The sequence below is a fragment of the Protofrankia symbiont of Coriaria myrtifolia genome (assembly GCF_900634755.1).
In the GTDB taxonomy this organism is placed as follows: domain Bacteria; phylum Actinomycetota; class Actinomycetes; order Frankiales; family Frankiaceae; genus Protofrankia; species Protofrankia coriariae.
In genome coordinates this window covers 1-16,544 of the sequence record NZ_CAAAFS010000134.1, presented here as the reverse complement: position 1 = coordinate 16,544, position 16,544 = coordinate 1, and the positions used below count along the sequence as shown (strand labels likewise).

13 protein-coding genes are annotated in these 16,544 nt (G+C 66.5%); 9 read left to right on the top strand and 4 right to left on the bottom strand.

Annotated features, from left to right (window positions below; translation table 11 throughout):
* Positions 1 to 161: 161 nt before the first annotated feature.
* A complete protein-coding gene (locus CM1CMNOD_RS07605) occupies positions 162 to 1,358 on the bottom strand; it encodes a glycosyltransferase family 4 protein (RefSeq protein WP_157490992.1) in 1,197 nt (398 codons plus the stop codon).
* A gap of 219 nt (positions 1,359 to 1,577) precedes the next feature.
* Between CM1CMNOD_RS07605 and CM1CMNOD_RS07600 the strand changes: the two genes are divergently transcribed.
* From CM1CMNOD_RS07600 to CM1CMNOD_RS07565, 8 genes are all read left to right on the top strand, one after another.
* Positions 1,578 to 2,513 carry an FkbM family methyltransferase gene (locus CM1CMNOD_RS07600; RefSeq protein WP_013873089.1) on the top strand — a complete coding sequence of 312 codons (936 nt, stop codon included), beginning with the start codon at positions 1,578 to 1,580 and terminating at the stop codon, positions 2,511 to 2,513.
* On the top strand, positions 2,510 to 3,346 hold the full coding sequence (locus CM1CMNOD_RS07595) for an FkbM family methyltransferase (RefSeq protein ID WP_013873088.1): 837 nt from the start codon (positions 2,510 to 2,512) through the stop codon (positions 3,344 to 3,346). Before CM1CMNOD_RS07600 ends, CM1CMNOD_RS07595 begins: the two co-directional genes overlap by 4 nt.
* Positions 3,343 to 4,107 carry a class I SAM-dependent methyltransferase gene (locus CM1CMNOD_RS07590; RefSeq protein WP_013873087.1) on the top strand — a complete coding sequence of 255 codons (765 nt, stop codon included), beginning with the start codon at positions 3,343 to 3,345 and terminating at the stop codon, positions 4,105 to 4,107. The genes CM1CMNOD_RS07595 and CM1CMNOD_RS07590 overlap by 4 nt, the downstream gene beginning before the upstream one ends.
* Positions 4,108 to 4,430: 323 nt before the next feature.
* Positions 4,431 to 5,216 (top strand): class I SAM-dependent methyltransferase, encoded by a 786-nt coding sequence (locus CM1CMNOD_RS07585; protein WP_157490991.1) that lies wholly within the window; start codon positions 4,431 to 4,433, stop codon positions 5,214 to 5,216.
* Between the two features lie 217 nt (positions 5,217 to 5,433).
* Positions 5,434 to 6,936: a DUF362 domain-containing protein gene (locus CM1CMNOD_RS07580; RefSeq protein WP_043603251.1), complete on the top strand. Its 1,503-nt coding sequence runs from the start codon at positions 5,434 to 5,436 to the stop codon at positions 6,934 to 6,936.
* Positions 6,933 to 8,348 carry a coenzyme F390 synthetase gene (locus CM1CMNOD_RS07575; RefSeq protein WP_013873084.1) on the top strand — a complete coding sequence of 472 codons (1,416 nt, stop codon included), beginning with the start codon at positions 6,933 to 6,935 and terminating at the stop codon, positions 8,346 to 8,348. Before CM1CMNOD_RS07580 ends, CM1CMNOD_RS07575 begins: the two co-directional genes overlap by 4 nt.
* Positions 8,349 to 8,420: 72 nt before the next feature.
* Entirely contained in the window at positions 8,421 to 9,455 is a 1,035-nt protein-coding gene (locus CM1CMNOD_RS07570) for a glycosyltransferase (protein WP_237703039.1), read from the top strand.
* A 157-nt stretch (positions 9,456 to 9,612) separates the two neighbouring features.
* Positions 9,613 to 10,617 carry a glycosyltransferase family 2 protein gene (locus CM1CMNOD_RS07565; protein WP_013873082.1) on the top strand — a complete coding sequence of 335 codons (1,005 nt, stop codon included), beginning with the start codon at positions 9,613 to 9,615 and terminating at the stop codon, positions 10,615 to 10,617.
* Positions 10,618 to 10,749: 132 nt separating this feature from the next.
* Here the strand turns inward: CM1CMNOD_RS07565 and CM1CMNOD_RS07560 are convergent, their stop codons facing one another.
* The 3 genes from CM1CMNOD_RS07560 to CM1CMNOD_RS07545 all read right to left on the bottom strand — a co-directional run bounded on the left by CM1CMNOD_RS07560 (position 10,750) and on the right by CM1CMNOD_RS07545 (position 14,227).
* Positions 10,750 to 11,664 carry an integrase core domain-containing protein gene (locus CM1CMNOD_RS07560; RefSeq protein ID WP_013873081.1) on the bottom strand — a complete coding sequence of 305 codons (915 nt, stop codon included), beginning with the start codon at positions 11,662 to 11,664 and terminating at the stop codon, positions 10,750 to 10,752.
* Positions 11,665 to 12,092: 428 nt separating this feature from the next.
* Complete coding sequence (locus CM1CMNOD_RS07550; protein ID WP_013873080.1) at positions 12,093 to 13,343, bottom strand: lipopolysaccharide biosynthesis protein; 1,251 nt, start codon at positions 13,341 to 13,343, stop codon at positions 12,093 to 12,095.
* 77 nt (positions 13,344 to 13,420) lie between these two features.
* Positions 13,421 to 14,227 carry a class I SAM-dependent methyltransferase gene (locus tag CM1CMNOD_RS07545; protein WP_013873079.1) on the bottom strand — a complete coding sequence of 269 codons (807 nt, stop codon included), beginning with the start codon at positions 14,225 to 14,227 and terminating at the stop codon, positions 13,421 to 13,423.
* A gap of 1,048 nt (positions 14,228 to 15,275) precedes the next feature.
* Between CM1CMNOD_RS07545 and ltrA the strand changes: the two genes are divergently transcribed.
* The gene (ltrA, locus tag CM1CMNOD_RS07540) at positions 15,276 to 16,541 is read left to right on the top strand and encodes a group II intron reverse transcriptase/maturase (RefSeq protein ID WP_013873078.1); all 1,266 of its coding nucleotides are present in this window, start codon (positions 15,276 to 15,278) and stop codon (positions 16,539 to 16,541) included.
* Positions 16,542 to 16,544 lie beyond the last annotated feature (3 nt).

Genomic DNA, 16,544 nt, shown 5'->3' with positions numbered 1-16,544 from the left:
GGACACTAGACCGTGAGAACGCCACGCCACGCCACGCGGCAGCACTTCACAACAAGGCCTGACCACCCTCGTTGGCTCGACCTCGTTGGCTCGACCTCGTTGTGGAGGCATCCTGACACCCGGCGATTCGGCGATTCGGCGATTGCCAACTCAACCTGCGGCTACCGTGACGGCATCGGGTCTGCGGCCTGCCCGGCGCTGGCATCGCGTGGGCGCGGGACCGATCGCGGCAATGGCATAACGCCGGACGGCCTGTCCCTGCCGAGAAGTATCCGGCAGGTCTGCTCGGCGTAAGCATCAGGGTCGGTTACCGTCCGCGCCCATTCCTGCGCTCGCTCACCAGCCTCCGCAAGGCAATCACGGTCGGACAGCAGCTGCAGTACTACCGCAGCAAGAGCCTCTGCGGACTCATCAGTTGGCGACCACCCGGTCACCCTGGCGACATAGGCATCTGCAGAGCCACCCGAGAACGGCGCAACGACAGGGCATCCTGCGAGCTGCGCCTCGGCCAGCACGATGCCGAATCCTTCCCCGCTGCACGGGGGCCGCACGCTTGTCCGGGTGCACAGGGCAAACAGGTCTGCAGCCGCGTAAAGCTTCGCCAACTCTGCATCGGACGGCGAGACACGCAGTTCGGCGTCATCAAAACGATCCAGAAAATGGATCAGGTCCGAAGGGGCCGGCCCCTGACCCGCCACGACCAGACGCACCGCGCCGAGACCTCTCCGAACCTGTTGGATCGCTTTTGCCAACTCAGGCAAGCCCTTCTGACGCCATTCCGACAGCCGGAAGACACTCAGCACCACTGGTTGACCATCCACACCAGCCAGCCGTGGTGTCTCCTCCAGGGTCTGACGCCACCGGGGATCGATACCAGGCGGCAGCACCACCGGGACCCCGAGAGGCAGGAGAGCGCCGGCGCTGAAGCTGCTGACGGTCAAAGGGCGCGCCCGCGCAAGCCGGGTGAGATATGTTCGTCGCAGTAGTGAAGTGCCCCAGATGTCGGTGCCGTGGAACACGACAAACGAGCGACGCGGCCGCGCAAGCGCCGCTACCGCTACCGCCACTGGGAGAAGCCCCGGATGCCCCACTAGCAGACACCGGACGGGCGCATACCGCCGCGCGGCGACCAGGGCGCGAGCGGCAAAGGCGGCCTTCGCAGCGAGCGTGGGACGGCGTCCGGGAGAAAGCAGGTCCACCCTGTGTACCTGTGCGCCCGACCTGTCGACTGCCTGTTCAAGCGTTGCAAGGTAGCGCTCGATGCCGCCACCGCGTCCCCGTGACGGCGCAAGTAGCAGCACGTCGCCGATCGGGCTGGTCCGCTCCGCGGGACGGTCGCGACGCATGGAGTTCTTCATGTTACGCATTGTGCTCGAGAAGCACTTCGAGTTGACAGCACCGACACGCCAACCCAGCCACCCCGTGCACGACATCCCGTGCACGCCTCCGAAGCCCGCGGGCCATCGTGGCGGAAGCGCACCGACCGAGGCACGCCAGAAGCCGCCATTAAATGCTTAACGTAATTTCCATGCTACTCTGAGTTGGCACCGATGTGTCACCTGGGAGCAGGAGAGCGTATGGACTGGAAGACTGCGGCCGTCCGCCTCGGCGGCGACCTCCGGCAGATAGCCGCTGTAGCCGGCCCGGCGACCGCGGGGCGATATACCGCCGCCACGGTTGCTCGACTACCAGCGGTCGTCCGGCAAAGGAACCTGAACGCGGTGGACGGGGCCATGACGAACCGGCCGTGGAAGTTCCGCCCGATGCCGGGAGTCGAGGTCATGCTACCCGGCCGCATGTTCGGCGGCGCACGGGAGATGTACTGCCGAGGTGTTTCCTTCGCCAGGCCCGGCTACGCACCCGCTCCCGGCGACACCGTAGTCGATCTCGGTGCCAACCACGGACTGTTCTCACTGATAGCCGCGGCAGCGGGCGCGCAGGTCCTCGCCGTCGAAGCGCAGCGCGGCTTTGGTGCGATCATCCAGGAACACGCGAGCCTCAACGGGTGCGCGGAGCGCATCCGGGTAGTGCACACGCTTGTCGATGCTGATACCGGAGTCCTGGCAAGCGCGGAAGGCCGGCGGGCCGCCAGCCATTGGGCCGGCGACGTTCCCACCACCGGAATGGTCGAACTCCTCGACTCGGCAGGCTTCCAGAGGGCCAGCCTCCTGAAGATCGATATTGAGGGTTCCGAGTTCGCGCTGTTCCAGGAAGCCGGATGGCTCGACCGCGTCGACCGCGTCGTGATGGAGGTCCACACGGAGTTCGGCGACCCGCTGACCCTGCTGGCCTCCCTGTCCGCTGCCGGCTTCGACACGGTCCTGCTCGACAACACCCTGCGGCCGGCAACGAGCCTCGGGCGCGACCCGTCCGGCTACATCTACGCGAGACAGGCGTCGCAGCGACTGCCCAGGAGGCGTCCACTGACCGAGGCGTCCGCACCGGCCACACCGCCTGCCTCTATGGCCGGAGTTCCCCCGCGGACCGCCGCCGACGAGCGGACGATCCAATGATCGGGCCGAGGCACTCCGCGACAACGACGCTCTCCCTACGGTCCATCGCGGAGCGTGCGTCCCACCAGATCGTGTTGCGCCGTAGGCTGCCTGCGCCCTTCGACCGGACCCGGATCTACGTGTCCTCCGAAGCCGGGCTGAAATACCTGCGCCCGAGACTCACGGGCGTCGACCCCATACTGCTCGGCCTTGTCCGCGAAGTGATCCGGACGAGCAACACGGTCTGGGACATCGGAGCCAACACCGGGCTGTTCGCGTTCGCCGCCGCGGCGGTGGCCGGCCCCGGTGGAACGGTACTCGCCGTCGAACCCGACACGGTCATGGTCAACTTGCTGCGACGGTCGACAGCACTGCCCGGGAAACGCGCCGGGATAGACGTCCTACCGGTAGCGGTCGCGGCTGATCCAGGTGTGAGCAGGTTCTGCATCGCGGCGCGCAACCGGGCCACCAACCACATCGAAGGATTCGGCAGTAGCCAGACCGGCGGCGTACGCGCCGTCCAGGTCGTGCCGACGATCACCCTCGACTCGCTCCTCGACCACTTCCCGGCCCCCGATGTGTTGAAGATCGACGTCGAGGGAGCCGAGCGCCTGGTCCTCGAAGGCGGTCTCCGACTGCTCCGCGAGACCCGGCCGACCATCATCTGCGAAGTTGCCCCGGCCAATGCCGGCCAGGTAACCAAAATCTTCACCGAACACGGTTATCGGATCTTTGATGCCTCTCATCCCGCCGGTACGCGCGAACCCGTCGACTCGGCGCCCTGGGCCACGCTCGCGCTCGCCGCAGGCCGCAGCGACCGGCCTGCCACTACGGATGAAGGACAACGGCGATGACCGACTACTCGACAGCCACGGTCCCTGCCAGGCTCACGAACCTACGAGACCGTATGTACGGCAGGTACGCCACCACGCACGCCGGTGTTAGGGACTCCACGGCGGACAGCCTGGTCTTCCGCCGGGAAATCCTGACCTACCTCCCAGCGGACCGCGATATCGACATCATTGACATCGGCTGCGGACAAGGGGCCATCGTCCGACAGCTCCTCGATGCCGGCTACCTTCGGGCACGAGGCGTCGACATCAGTCCTGAACAAGTGGAACTCGCCCACCGGGCAGGACTCGGCCACGCGGTCGATGTGGGTGACGCGATGAGCGTACTGCAGGCTGCGGGCGGCGTTGACGCAGTAATCGCCACGGACCTATTCGAGCATCTGACCAAGCCCGAGGTGCTCACTGTCTGCGATGCCGTCCATGCCGGGTTGCGTGAGGGTGGTGTGCTCATCGCACGAGTACCGAACGCGGTAAGCCCGTTTGGCGGAAACTACCAACACGGTGACTTCACCCACGAAACCGCGTTCACCGCCAGAAGCGCCCGCCAGGTGGCCCGGACCGTCGGCTTCACGCACGTCGAGATTCTTCCCTGTGAACCGATCGTCCACGGCGCGCGCAGTGCGCTGCGCTGGGCGGTCTGGCGAGCGCTCAGCGGGTCGCTCTCCGTCGCTCTCGCGGCAGAGACCGGTGTGTTACGAGGTCATCTGTTCACCCAGAACATTCTGGTCGTCGCTCGCAGGGACGGCAGACGGCCCAATGCCTGACGGCACGCCGGAACACCGTCCGGAACAACTCCACGAGCACCGGACAACGCCCGTTTCGCGACATTTCTGGTGCTCGGTGGCCTGGCCCGCGACGCGCGGCCTCCCGAGCCAGGCGTTCATGACCGCCGGCCACCCTCCGCTCACCCGGGGAGACATCTGTGATCACCAGAGAATGCCCTTTCTGCGACGCTTGTGGCGCCCGGTACTACGGCAGCCGGGACGCGGCGGTCTGGGCCAGATGCCACACCTGCCGATCGATCTTCCGTGACATCTCTGCAGCCGACTTCGAGGATCTCCACAAACAAGCGGAAGACGGTTCGACCTTGATCCCCCGCGCCGTCGAAGTGTCGGGCAACCAGCCGCGTGCCGAGCTCTGGCGGACGATCGGCCTGGCCGGATCGACCGTCCTGGAGATCGGACCGGGCTCCGGGCATCTGCTGGCCGCCGCCCGGGACGCCGGCCGACAGGTGTGGGGCGTGGAAACAAATCCGGCGCACCGCGCGCACATAGCGTCTGCCTGGGGGATCCGCACCGTCCACCCAGCGCTGTCGGACCTCCCGCCCGGCCAGACCTTCGACGCGATCGTTGCGATCAACGTCCTGGAACACATCCACGACATCCAGGGATTCCTGCAGGCACTGCGAACGCGCCTGTCACCCAACGGCGCGATCTTCATCTCGACGCCGAACTCGTCCTGCATCGTGCCCCGCGTCGTCGGGCCGTGGTGGTCGATGTTCAAGGAGGTCGACCATGTGGCGTTCCCGTCGGCCGTGGGAATGTCGGCAGTCGCCGCCGCTGCGGGCCTGGCGGTCGGTCGGGTGTGGACGAGCGAGCTCCCGTTGGAAACGCCGATCGGATTCGCGGTGGCCGCACGCGACTACCTCCGGCGCAGGCGGCAGGGAGCACACCACCGGGATGCTTCGCCCGGCCGTCCGCCGGCTGCCGGACCGCCCGCCGTCCGATCCGCTCACCAGCTCGCGGACCGAGGGGTGGTCGGACGGGTGAACCGCTTCAAGCCTGGCTGGGAGCCCAGCGCCCGGCTGATGGCCTGGCTCGGGCGAGCCGCCACCATCAAGGCCGTCCTCACCCATCCGGGCCAGGGAGCCTGACCCGTCCGACCGGGAGGTGGGCCTTCCGGTGATGCGACGCACCCAGCCCAGTCCTCGCATTCCGTAGTAGAGTCGCTACTCTTAGCTTAGATACGTCACCGTCTGCTATCTACCGACCATCCGTTCGAGGACCGGTACGCGCGATACCCGACCGCCTCGGCCGTGGCGGCACTCCACTGCCAGGGCACTCCTACCGATAAGGCCGGACATGCCGGGAATGCTCGAGAGCACTGCCACCCCGTACCGGGTGGCGGTCACACGGACGCGGACCGCGTCCTATCCCGACGTCGTGCCCTTCTCCCCGGACACCGCGTATCCCGAGTACGCGCACGGGCACCTCGGCCCGGCGGCGAACCCGGTGTATGCCGGCGTCCGCCGGGCCCTGGCGCTGGCCGGGCTGGACACGGCGAACGTGGACACCGCCCGCTGGAACCCGCTGGCCGATGTCGTCCCCCCGGGCGGGACGGTCGTGCTCAAGCCCAACCTGGTGCGTGAGCATCACCCGCGGGATCCACAGGGCTGGCGGTACGTGCTCACCCACGGCTCTGTGGTGCGCGCCGTCGCCGACTACGCGTTCGCCGCGGTCGGGGGCGCCGGCCGGGTGGTGATCGCCGACGCACCGCAGACCGACTCGTCCTTCGCCGCGATCGTGAGCGTGCTCGGCCTGGACGAGCTGCGCCGGTTCTACCGGGAGCGCGGGCTGCGCCTCGACCTGGTCGACCTGCGCCAGGAGGAGTGGACCACGGTCGACGACGTCGTCGTGGCCCGCCGCCGCCTGCCGGGCGACCCCGGCGGCGCGATCGCCTTCGACCTCGCCGCGGCCAGCGAGTTCGCCGACCACGGCGGAGCGGGCCGCTACTACGGCGCCGACTACGACAGCCGGGTGGTGAACTCCCACCACAGCGGCGGCCGGCACGAGTACCTGCTCTCCGGCACGGCCCTGCGGGCCGACCTCGTGGTGAACCTCCCCAAGTTGAAAAGCCACAAGAAGGCCGGGATCACCCTCGCCCTGAAGAACCTGGTCGGGATCAACGCGGACAAGAACTGGTTACCGCACCACACCGAGGGCCGGCCCGACACCGGCGGCGACGAGCATCCCAGCCGCAGCTCCCGGCACTCGCTCGAGCGGGCCGTGGCCACCAGGCTGCGCCGGGTGGCCATGCTCTCCCCCCACCTGGGCGGTGGCGTGCTGCGGCTGGCCCGCCACGGCGGCAGCCAGCTGTTCGGGGACGGTGACACCGTGGTACGCAGCGGTAACTGGTGGGGCAACGACACGGTGTGGCGCATGTGCCTCGACCTGAACAAGATCCTGGAATACGGCCGGCCGGACGGCACCGTGGCCGACACCCCCGATCCGGACCGGCGGCACATCGTCATCGTGGACGGGGTGATCGCCGGGCAGCGCAACGGCCCGATGAACCCCGACCCGCTGCCCGCCCGGTTACTGGCCTGCGGGACCACACCAGCCGCGGTCGACGCGGCCGCAACGTACCTGTTCGGTTTCGACCCCGACCGGGTGCCGGTGGTCCGCCAGGCGTTCGCCTGCCGCGCTCTGCCGCTGGCCCATGGCGACTGGCGCGACATCGAGATCGTCTCCGACCACGATCCGTGGCATGGACGCCTCGGGTCACTGCCGGTCGAGACGGTCCTGCGGGCCGAGGCGCACTTCGCCTGGCGGGGGTACATCGAACACCAGTCACCGCCGGCGGTGCCCCGATGACCCGGGCCTGGGCGGCCTCACGAACGACCGCGGGGGCGGCGGCACGGACGGTCCCGGCGCGGGCGGGCTCGGTGTTCGGCTCCCGGGCCGCCGCCGCCGCGTTCGACGCCGCCTGCGCCAGTCCGCTGGTGCGCGGCCACCTGCGCACGCTCGCCAGGTTGGAGGCGGCCGAGGCGGCCGAGGTCCACCAGTGGCAGGTGTCCCGGCTGGCCCGCTTCCACCGGCTCTGGGGCCGGTCGGTGCCGTACTACCGGGCACATCCGGAATATCTCCAGGCCTGTCTCCAGGGCCGGCTCGACGAGCTTCCGGTGCTGGGCAAGGAGACCGTCCGCGGCCTTGCCGGCTCCTTCAGCAGCCCGCGGGTGCCCGCCCGGCGGGTCACCACCGGCGGCACCGGCGGGCGGCCGCTGGATCTGCGGATCTCCTACGCGTCGTTCTTCACCGAGTGGGCCCACATCGCCCACGTGTGGGGACGGGCGGGGGTACGGCCGACCGACCCGAAGATCACTTTCCGGGGCGGCAGTCTCGGCGCGGGCTTCGCCGGCCAGCCGATCCTGTTCCAGCCGACGTACAACCACTTCCTGGTCTCCCCCTTCCACCTGTCGGACCGGACCTTCGCCGATCTGCTGGACCGGCTCGGCGACTTCCGGCCGGTGGCCGTCTGGGGGTACCCGTCGGCGGTCACACCGTTCGCCCACTGGGTGGCGCGGACCGGGCCGCACCGCGCGCTCAGCCGCGTCCGCGCGGTGCTGCTGGCCAGCGAGGGCGCCTTCGACTGGCAGGTGGCGCTCTTCCGGGAGGTCTTCTCGGCACCGGTGGTCCGCTGGTACGGCCAGAGCGAGAAGGTGGTGTTCGCCGGTGAATGCCCCTGCCGCCCGGGCGCCTACCATCTCGCCCCCACCTACGGCCTCACCGAGGTCGTCGACGGACGGATCGTCGGCACCGGAATGACCAACGCCGCCATGCCGCTGGTGCGCTACGACACCGAGGACGCCGGCACCCTGCTGCCCCCGGGGTCGCGCGGCGCCCGCTGCGTCTGCGGCTCGTCGTTCCCGGTGCTCACCGACGTCCGCGGGCGTTGGGACCAGTCCCTGGTCTACGGGGCGGACGACGAGCCCATCTCCACCGCGGCCCTGAACTTCCACGACGGCGCCTTCGCCGTCTTCGACCGGTTCCAGTTCCACCAGGAGCGTCGCGGCGAGGTGGAGTTGCGGGTGGCCGCCGCCCGGCCGCCGGCGGCCAGCGACCTGGCCCGGGCCCGCCACCTCCTGCAGGAGCGGGTGGGCGACCGCCTGCGGGTGTCGGTGGCCGTCGTCCCCCCGGAAACGCTGCTGAGCGTCCGCGGAAAGGGCGTGACGGTGGACCAGCGCTATCGACCCGGCCCGGCCACGGAAATGTCCCGAAATGTCTGACCAACAGGTCCCGGGCCACCGACAACATTTTTCGAACCGACCAGGGAGAGAAGTGAGACGAACGTGGACGTTATGAACGAATCCGCGGTCACGGGGGCGATGACGCCGGTGGCGGACCGCCCGGTCCTCGTCGACTGTGCCGGTGCCCGCATGGGTGGCGCACTGCGTTTTCTTCTTGAACTCGACGGGCATCTGGCCAGAAGCGGTCACCCCAACATCCGGGTTATCGGCCGGGATCAGGCGATAACCCCGGCCTGGCTCGCCCGCCGTGAACGACCAGGGCGGTTCGCCCGGGCGATCGCACTCAACAACGTCGGGTTCACGCTGACGTCCGGAACGCGTTACGTGCTGCTCCGCAACGCGCTGCACTTTCTCCGGCCGGCTGAACTGGAGCGCATCGGCTCGTGGCTGGGCCCCCGGATGTCGCGGCAGACACGGATCGTCCGGCAGACCGCTCGCCGCGCCGACATCGTGATCGTACCGGCCGCCAGCATGGCCGAACGGGTCCTCGACGCGGTTCCGGAACTGCTGTCCCGGCTGGTCATCCGCCCACACCCGCTGTCAAAGCCCGACCACGTATCCACGCGGCCGTGTGAACCGCACCTGCTGCTCTGCCCTGTGCTGTTCTCGCCGTGGAAGAGCATGGCGACGGTACTACACCTGGTGGACCAGGCGGTCTCGGCACTTGCCACCGAAACCGGCGTCGACCTGCAGGTCATCGTCACCGCGACCCGTGAGGAAGCCGCGGCCGAGGGACTTGACGGCCATACCCGCCACCTGCAGTTCGTCGGCCGCCTGGCACCGCAGGAACTGGCACGCTACCAGAACCGTTGCCGAGCGCTGATCTACCCGACGCGCATCGAGTCGTTCGGGTACCCGCTGGCAGAGGCACGGCTCGCCTCGGTGCCGGTGGTGGCGCTGGACATCGCTCACAACCGTGATATCGCGGGGCCTGTCCTGGTCCCGTACCAGCGGGAGGAAGCAGCGGAGATCGCTGCGGCCATCCACCGCGCTTTGAACTCCACTTTCGCGCCGGAACCGGTCAACCCGTTCGATCCGGACCACTACTTCAGCTGGCTACTCGGAACACCGGAAAAGGCAGCATAGCTAATCAGGCGCCGCATGGGCCGCGCTGACCGGCAGACGCACTGTCCTTATCCATTCTCCGGGTGCACGGACGGCTGGCGCACGGCGTCTGCTCCTCGAGCTCGAGGGCTTCCTGACGGACAACCATCGCCTGGATAAATGAAGCAGAGGCGACACCATGATTTTTCGATCCGTGTCGGCGCGGCCATCACAGCCGTCGCTCCCGTACACAGCCCCTTCCAGAGCCGGTGTCGAGGTGTCGCCACCACCGGGGTCCGTACCGGTCACCGCAATCATTCTGGCGCGTGACGAATGTCGGGACATCGCCCGGGCGGTCCGGTCGGTCGGGTGGTGCAGGCAGGTAGTGGTCGTCGACTCCGGCTCCACCGACGGGACCCCCGACATCGCCCGGACGCTGGGCGCCACCGTGTGGGAGGAACCATGGCGCGGCTTTGCCGGCCAACGCGAGTGGGCAATGCGCCATCCCGGCGTCCAGCACGACTGGGTGTACTTCCTCGACGCCGACGAGTGGGTTCCCGTCGAACTTGCGACGGAGATCGCTGAACGGCTCGGGCGGGAGGACTGCGCCGCCTACACCCACCGCCGCCGGTTCTTCTTCCTCGGACGCTGGATAGCCCACTGCGGGTGGTACACCAACAGCTGGCAGGCCCGGCTGCTCGACCGACGATTCGCCTCGTTCGCCACCGCAGAGGAATTCAGCGAACGCGCGTCGGTCAACGGCGCAACACTGGCTCTCGAACATGACGTCATCGACCAGGACAGCAAGGGACTGGCCTCCTGGCTGCACAAACACATCACCTACGCGGAGCTGGAGGCACGCCGCCGGGGCACCCCTACCAGACCGTTCCAGCGGCTTCGGCAGGTGCTCGTCGACAACCAGACGACGAGCACCAGACCACTGTCCCGGGCCATCGCCCGGGATGTCATCTTCCCCCTGGTGCCCCTCAAGACACCGGCAATATTCTTCTATATGTACGTGTTCAGAAGTGGCTGGCGGGACGGCTGGCAGGGATTGGTATTCTGCCTGCATCGGGCCTGGCACGAAAAAATGATCTACATCCTGAGCAAGCCCGCAGCAGCACCGCAAGAAGCTGTCTATCCCTTCGAGACAGTACTTGCCGGCCCGGCACCGCTCTCTCCAGAGCCGCACCGGGTCAGATAACCCGCCAGGTGAACCAGCTACGGTGCCAGTGAAGATCCCACATCCGCGTCACGGCTCATACCGGCGGGTTCCTTTTGTCCCACATCAAGATCACGGCTCAGAAATCTTGACCTGAAAGTTGGCCATTCTCGATCATGGTTGGGGGTTTGAGGACGGGATTGGTATGGACATCGACCGGCCGTGCAAACCGAGGGCCTCATGCGGCCGGACGTGCTTGAAGATCTGCCGGTAGGCCTCGGCCTCACGGACGAGATCATTCAATGTTTCGATCTCGTGCCGGTAGAGGTGTTCGTACTTCAAGGACCCGAACGCCCGTTCCCGCACACCGTTCTGACCGGGGCTCTTGCGTCTGGTACGGATGTGCAGCAGCTCGGGACGGGACCCGAGGAAGCGCGCGAACGCCGCGCCCTTGAACGCCGCACCGTTGTCGGTGACCAGCTTGATCCTCGTGATCTCGTCGGTGGCCGGGTCAACGAGCTGGTCGGCCAGCGGACGTCCGCCGGCGAGCCGTTCGGCCTCGGCGATCGCGATCTGCACGGCGGCGATCACGTCCGCGCCGGTGCAGCTCGGTCCGATGTGCCAGCCGTACTCGTACTTCGAGTAGTAGTCACACACGCCGGCCAGCCGCCAGGTCCCGCCGGTCGTGGTCTCATATTCGCTGAAGTCCAGCTGCCAGACCTGGTTCGGCCCGGTGGGCGGGTCGGCGAACGCGGCCCGCCGCGCCTTGGCCAGCTGTCGGCGTTCCCTCTGATAGTCGACGGGTTGGAGCAGGTCCCGACGGCGTAACGTCCGCTCCACCGACGAGCACGAGGCGGTGTGCCCGTCCGCGCGCATCAACCCGTAGATCTTGCGATGCCCCCAGGTGGGCCAGTCCGCGGCGTACTTGGCCGCGATCGGCTCGATCGCGTCGACGACCGGCGCCGGCCACGGCCCCTTCACCCGGCCGCTGGTTCGGGCCTGGGTCTGCCAGCGGGTGTAGGCGCGGCGCGGGATGCCGAGCAGAGCGCAGAACCTCGTGGTCGGCATCGCCGCGTCTTGGCGGATCACCCAGGGGTCCTCGAAGGGGCCAGGCGGCCCTCGGCCGACTTCTTCCACACCCGCAGCTCGACGTGGGCCTCACCGAGCGCGGTCTTGAGCTCCTCGACCTCGGCGGCCAAGGCCTCTTCCCGGCTCGACGGCCGGGGGGGGACCCGCCCGTGAGCAGCCCGGCCTTGCCGGCCTCGAGGAACTGCTGCTTCCACTTGCCCCTCATCTCCAGCGCAGCATCACCTTCCGAGTATCCGTCTTCTACATTCGACGCTGGGCTCTGACCCGGCCAGTTACCCGACCGAGCCGTCAGCCTGCTACCGGGTCTCCTCGCAGCTACCCGGATCGGGCTTCCACCGGCAAGCGACGACGACCTTACGACAGACAGATCAGCCGCTCACACGGCATCATCTCCTGTCTATTGGGCGCACGAAAAGCCAAGGCTAACCTCACCCCTCGGCTTCAGAATACTGATTCCTAAGGCTCGCACCACGGCAATGACGACGCCAGAGCATCTCCCCGGCTGCGAGCGCCACGAGTGTGGACAGCGCATTGGCCCACGCAAGACCGATCATGGTCGGCTCTACGGCTACGCCGAGGGCGAAGACGACCGCCCCGAGTCCCTGCGACGCAGCTGCAGCCCGCTGAGCCGTCGCTCCGACCAGTCTCCAGGTGCAGCCCTGGAGGCAGAAGGCAGCGATACCGCCCAGCAGAAGCACCTGCGCCACTGGGACAGCCGGCGCAAAGCCAGCACCGAAGACCAACGGCACGGCATGCGAGGCAAAGGCAGCTCCGACACATGCAATGGTCGCTACAACCAGTGTTCCCCGTACATCGATTCCGGCCGACCGACCAACCAGCCCCCGCAGGGCGTTCGCCGTCCCCAAAAATCCAAGAAGCTGGCCAACAGAAGCGCCTACGGCATACCAACCGACATCGTCACGGGCTAGTATGAGCGGAGCGACCAGGAGGTCAAGCCGGTTGTTCAGATACTGCATCGTCGTGGCCAGCTGTATTTCCCGCGCAAGCCGCGTCAGGCGTTTGCCGATCACAGCCCGTTGCAACCTCACCCATGGGCGAGGAACGGACGGACCGAAGAGCACGACGGTCAGGAATGAGAAGACGATACAACACACCACCACTACCACCCCGTGGGGGTGGATAATACCGGGAACGGCTGCTACAACGGCGATCAGGACAGCGTAGATCAAAGGCTGCAGGCAACGTAGAACCAGATAGCGCTGATAGTTTCCGGCCAGTAGCATCAGACCGCTTTGAAATTCCTGCAATATGGTTAGCACCACCAGAACCAGAAATAGCGGTAGCAGGACCGGAAAGAGGACGCCGCCCAGGCCTAGGGCCCCAACCAACGAGGCTGCGGTCACTGGCCGTATTGTTGTCACCGCCACTGATGCCAGCTGCCGAAGCCGTGCTGGTTCACGATCGGCACCCAGATCCCTGCCGACAACTATCAATGCCTTGTCAACGGAAAAAATACCGATCCAGCCAAGGAACTGCGCCCAGGTGGCGAGAGTGGTGACGGTACCGCGTCCAGCCGGGCCGAGGATCCGGGCGACGACCACACCGGTCATCATCGCGAAAAGCTGTGCAACGAATAGCGTGGCGTCCGCATTTCTGCTTTCCAGGACTGACGGGCCGGCGCTCATTTCCTGCCGTACGGCCCGCCTGGCAACCTTCATAGAGCACTACCAACCTTCACAGAACAGTATCACGCGCCAGTCATGGATCATGCAGTACCTGGAGCTAACTGGGTAGGCTAGCGGGCTGTCGGGCTAGCAAGGCGAGTCGATTCGACGGACGCCGTGCCATAGTGGTGAGGAGCTGGCTTCGCCGGACGTTGGGCGCGTCCGGCGAAGATCCGTGTGTACACACCGCTGCCACGGCTGCCCGTCTCGGCGACGTTCCACACGGACAGACCTGCATGGATCACTTTCCATATCGCGGTGCGAGCCATACTTGCAGCGCCATGGATATACGGACCGCATTCGCGCGCCTCGAATCCCTCGAGACCGACGACCCGAAACAGGTGATCAAGGCTGGCCGGGTCGTACCCGGTCTCATGGGTGAAATCGTGGTAACGGTGCATCCCGCCCCAAGGCGACTCCGCGTTCGCGGTCTGGAGTATGACTGAACCACCCGGACGCAGCGCCTTCGAAATGAGGTCGAGAAAGGTGAGGACCTCGCTCTTGTGAAGGTGCTCAATAATATCGAAACCGGTGATAAGATCGAATTCACCGGCATGACCGGGCAAGTAGTCCAGTACGTTCGCGCATTCGACGTCGGGCCACACCCGTCGAGCGACGGCTGCCTGTTCGGGACTGACATCGATGCCGACGATGTTATGGTAACCGGCTTCCTTGAGAAGGTAGAGGAAGTTCCCATGACCGCAGGCCACATCAAGGCAGCGTGCCTCTCGGTCGCTCGGCAACCATCCCCGAAGGCGATGTTGACAGGCAGCCGCCCACCGCCGGTATTCGGCATCGGTCAGCTCGAGCAGGTACGGAAGCTTTTCAGTAGTGTACCGGTCATAGATGCGGGTTCGATAGTCCGGGATGATGCCCACCGTAGCAACGACTCCGTTCTTTTCTTCACTATCTGGTCAACGCATGCAACATTGCAACACGGTGTCATTATGACGGTTTGAGGCTCACAAGTGGGGGATCTGCGATGCAACACGCCGACTGTCGGTCGAAGCTGAGATATCCCATCTACGGACCTTCTGAGCGCCTTCGTCGGGTTGGTTCTATCTCGGAGCGTGTTTGAGAGTCCAGCCCGTCATGCTCGGGCGGACCCCTGGCCGCATCGCTCCCCGCACACGCGGTGCCCCTCGTCGGACGTCGTGGTCGGGTTGCGGTGCACGGGGACCCCGCTTGGCCGATACAACTCATCTGGTATCGGTTCGGCCCGGGGTTCCTTGTCAATCTTCGATCGGCAAGGTTCGGGTCTTCCCAGGAGCCACCCGGACGCGGCTCACCGAACGAACGACGATTCTCAAACACGTTCTTAGCTTGTCGTTTGAGTGCGCCACGAGCGCAGAGGGGATGGATGGCTGGTAGGTGATCCGATCCTTCTGTGGTGCTGTGTGGGAGATGAGGGTTTTGTGGCCCCTTGGAGCCGCCCGGCGGGTGGGAGGCTTCAAGCCGCCCCGAGCTGCATTAGCTGAAGACTGTTGTGGTGAGCGTCGGGGAAAAGGCGCGCTGTGAGCGCGTCAGGCAGGGAACGGGAAGACGAGCGCGAGCGAATCGCCGTACGTGTCGTAACAAGCAGACGGCATCGGAACTGGGGTTTGTTAAATGATCGCAGGACAGAGCCTGGCGGGTGTCCCGTCTTCTGGCCAGGTGGTGCCCGGCATAGAGGTGACGTGAGCCCGTTCTGCCGCTCTCGCACGGAACGTGGGAAGGCGTGTGTCGATAGTTCCGTTCGCGCAGGGTGGCGGGCGGGGAGAGGGAGTGCGCCGCACAGCGGAAACTGGAGGCGCCGAGTACCGACGGGGCACACGCCGGCGGACCGGCTCGTAGTAGCGACGAAACCCCGTAATGGGGGTGGAGCGAAGGGGCCGGCTTGTCCATGGTGGATTCGTTCGGGCAACCAGCGATGCTGGGAGGGATCGAGTGGAGACATCGACGTCTACAGAGAAGCCGTTTAAGATATCGAAGGACCTGGTCTGGGTAGCGTACCAGAAGGTCAAGGCCAATAAAGGCGCACCGGGAGTGGACGGGCAGTCCATCGACGCGTTTGAGAAGGATCTGAAGAATAATCTGTATCGGATCTGGAACAGGATGTCGTCGGGCAGCTACTTCCCGCCTCCGGTGAGGGCGGTGGAAATACCGAAGGCGCATGGCGGTGGGGTTCGTGTGCTCGGTGTGCCCACCGTGGCCGACCGGGTTGCTCAGACCGTGGTGGCGATGACGTTGGAGCCGCGTATGGAACAGGTCTTCCATGACGGGTCCTACGGCTACCGGGTAGGGCGGTCCGCGTTGGATGCGGTGGGGGCATGTCGGCAGCGGTGCTGGCAGAGGGACTGGGTCGTCGACCTGGACATCCAGGACTTCTTCGGAAGCTGCCCGCACGACCTGATCGTCAGGGCGGTGGAGGTCAATACCGACCAGCCGTGGGTGGTGCTCTACGTCCGGCGCTGGCTCACAGCACCGGTCTGCTACCCCGACGGTTCGCTGGTGACGCCGGATCGTGGAACCCCGCAGGGATCCGCGGTGTCGCCTGTTCTCGCCAACGTGTTCCTCCACTACGCGCTCGATCTGTGGCTGGCACGGGAGTTCCCGGGCCTGCCCTTCGAGCGTTACGTGGACGACGCGGTGGTCCACTGTGCGACCCGGCGGCAGGCCGAACAGGTACGCACGGCAATAGGCCGGCGGCTGGAGGAGGTCGGGCTGCGTTGTCACCCGGCCAAGACCAAAGTGGTGTACTGCAAGGACAGTGGTCGACGTGGCTCGCATGAGCACACCTCGTTCACGTTCCTGGGATACACTTTCCGCCCGCGCAGGTCGCGGAACAGCAGAACGGGACGGAACTTCACCTCGTTCAGCCCCGCGATCAGCCGGGACGCGCTGACGGCCAAGGGCACGGAGGTCCGCTCCTGGCGGATCCACCGGCGTACTCGGGCGACCCTGGAAGACCTCGCGCACACGATAAACCCGATCGTGCGGGGTTGGATGAACTACTGGGGCCGGTTCAACCGGGCCGAGCTGTATCCGCTGCTCAGACGCATCAACGCCTACCTGATGAAATGGGTCCGAAAGAAGTACAGACGGCTGCGTGCCTACAAACATGCCAGGGCATGGTGGAAAACGGTCACAGAACGAGGCCGTGGACTGTTCGCGCACTGGTCGTGGATAAGGGACGCCTGGATGGCTGGATGAGAA

Excerpts from the sequence above, each read along its gene's own strand:
- CM1CMNOD_RS07605 (WP_157490992.1), bottom strand. The coding sequence starts at position 1,358 with ATGAAGAACTCCATGCGTCGCGACCGTCCCGCGGAGCGGACCAGCCCG.
- CM1CMNOD_RS07600 (WP_013873089.1), top strand. The coding sequence starts at position 1,578 with ATGGACTGGAAGACTGCGGCCGTCCGCCTCGGCGGCGACCTCCGGCAG.
- CM1CMNOD_RS07595 (WP_013873088.1), top strand. The coding sequence starts at position 2,510 with ATGATCGGGCCGAGGCACTCCGCGACAACGACGCTCTCCCTACGGTCC.
- CM1CMNOD_RS07590 (WP_013873087.1), top strand. The coding sequence starts at position 3,343 with ATGACCGACTACTCGACAGCCACGGTCCCTGCCAGGCTCACGAACCTA.
- CM1CMNOD_RS07580 (WP_043603251.1), top strand. The coding sequence starts at position 5,434 with ATGCTCGAGAGCACTGCCACCCCGTACCGGGTGGCGGTCACACGGACG.
- CM1CMNOD_RS07575 (WP_013873084.1), top strand. The coding sequence starts at position 6,933 with ATGACCCGGGCCTGGGCGGCCTCACGAACGACCGCGGGGGCGGCGGCA.
- CM1CMNOD_RS07570 (WP_237703039.1), top strand. The coding sequence starts at position 8,421 with ATGAACGAATCCGCGGTCACGGGGGCGATGACGCCGGTGGCGGACCGC.
- CM1CMNOD_RS07565 (WP_013873082.1), top strand. The coding sequence starts at position 9,613 with ATGATTTTTCGATCCGTGTCGGCGCGGCCATCACAGCCGTCGCTCCCG.
- CM1CMNOD_RS07550 (WP_013873080.1), bottom strand. The coding sequence starts at position 13,343 with ATGAAGGTTGCCAGGCGGGCCGTACGGCAGGAAATGAGCGCCGGCCCG.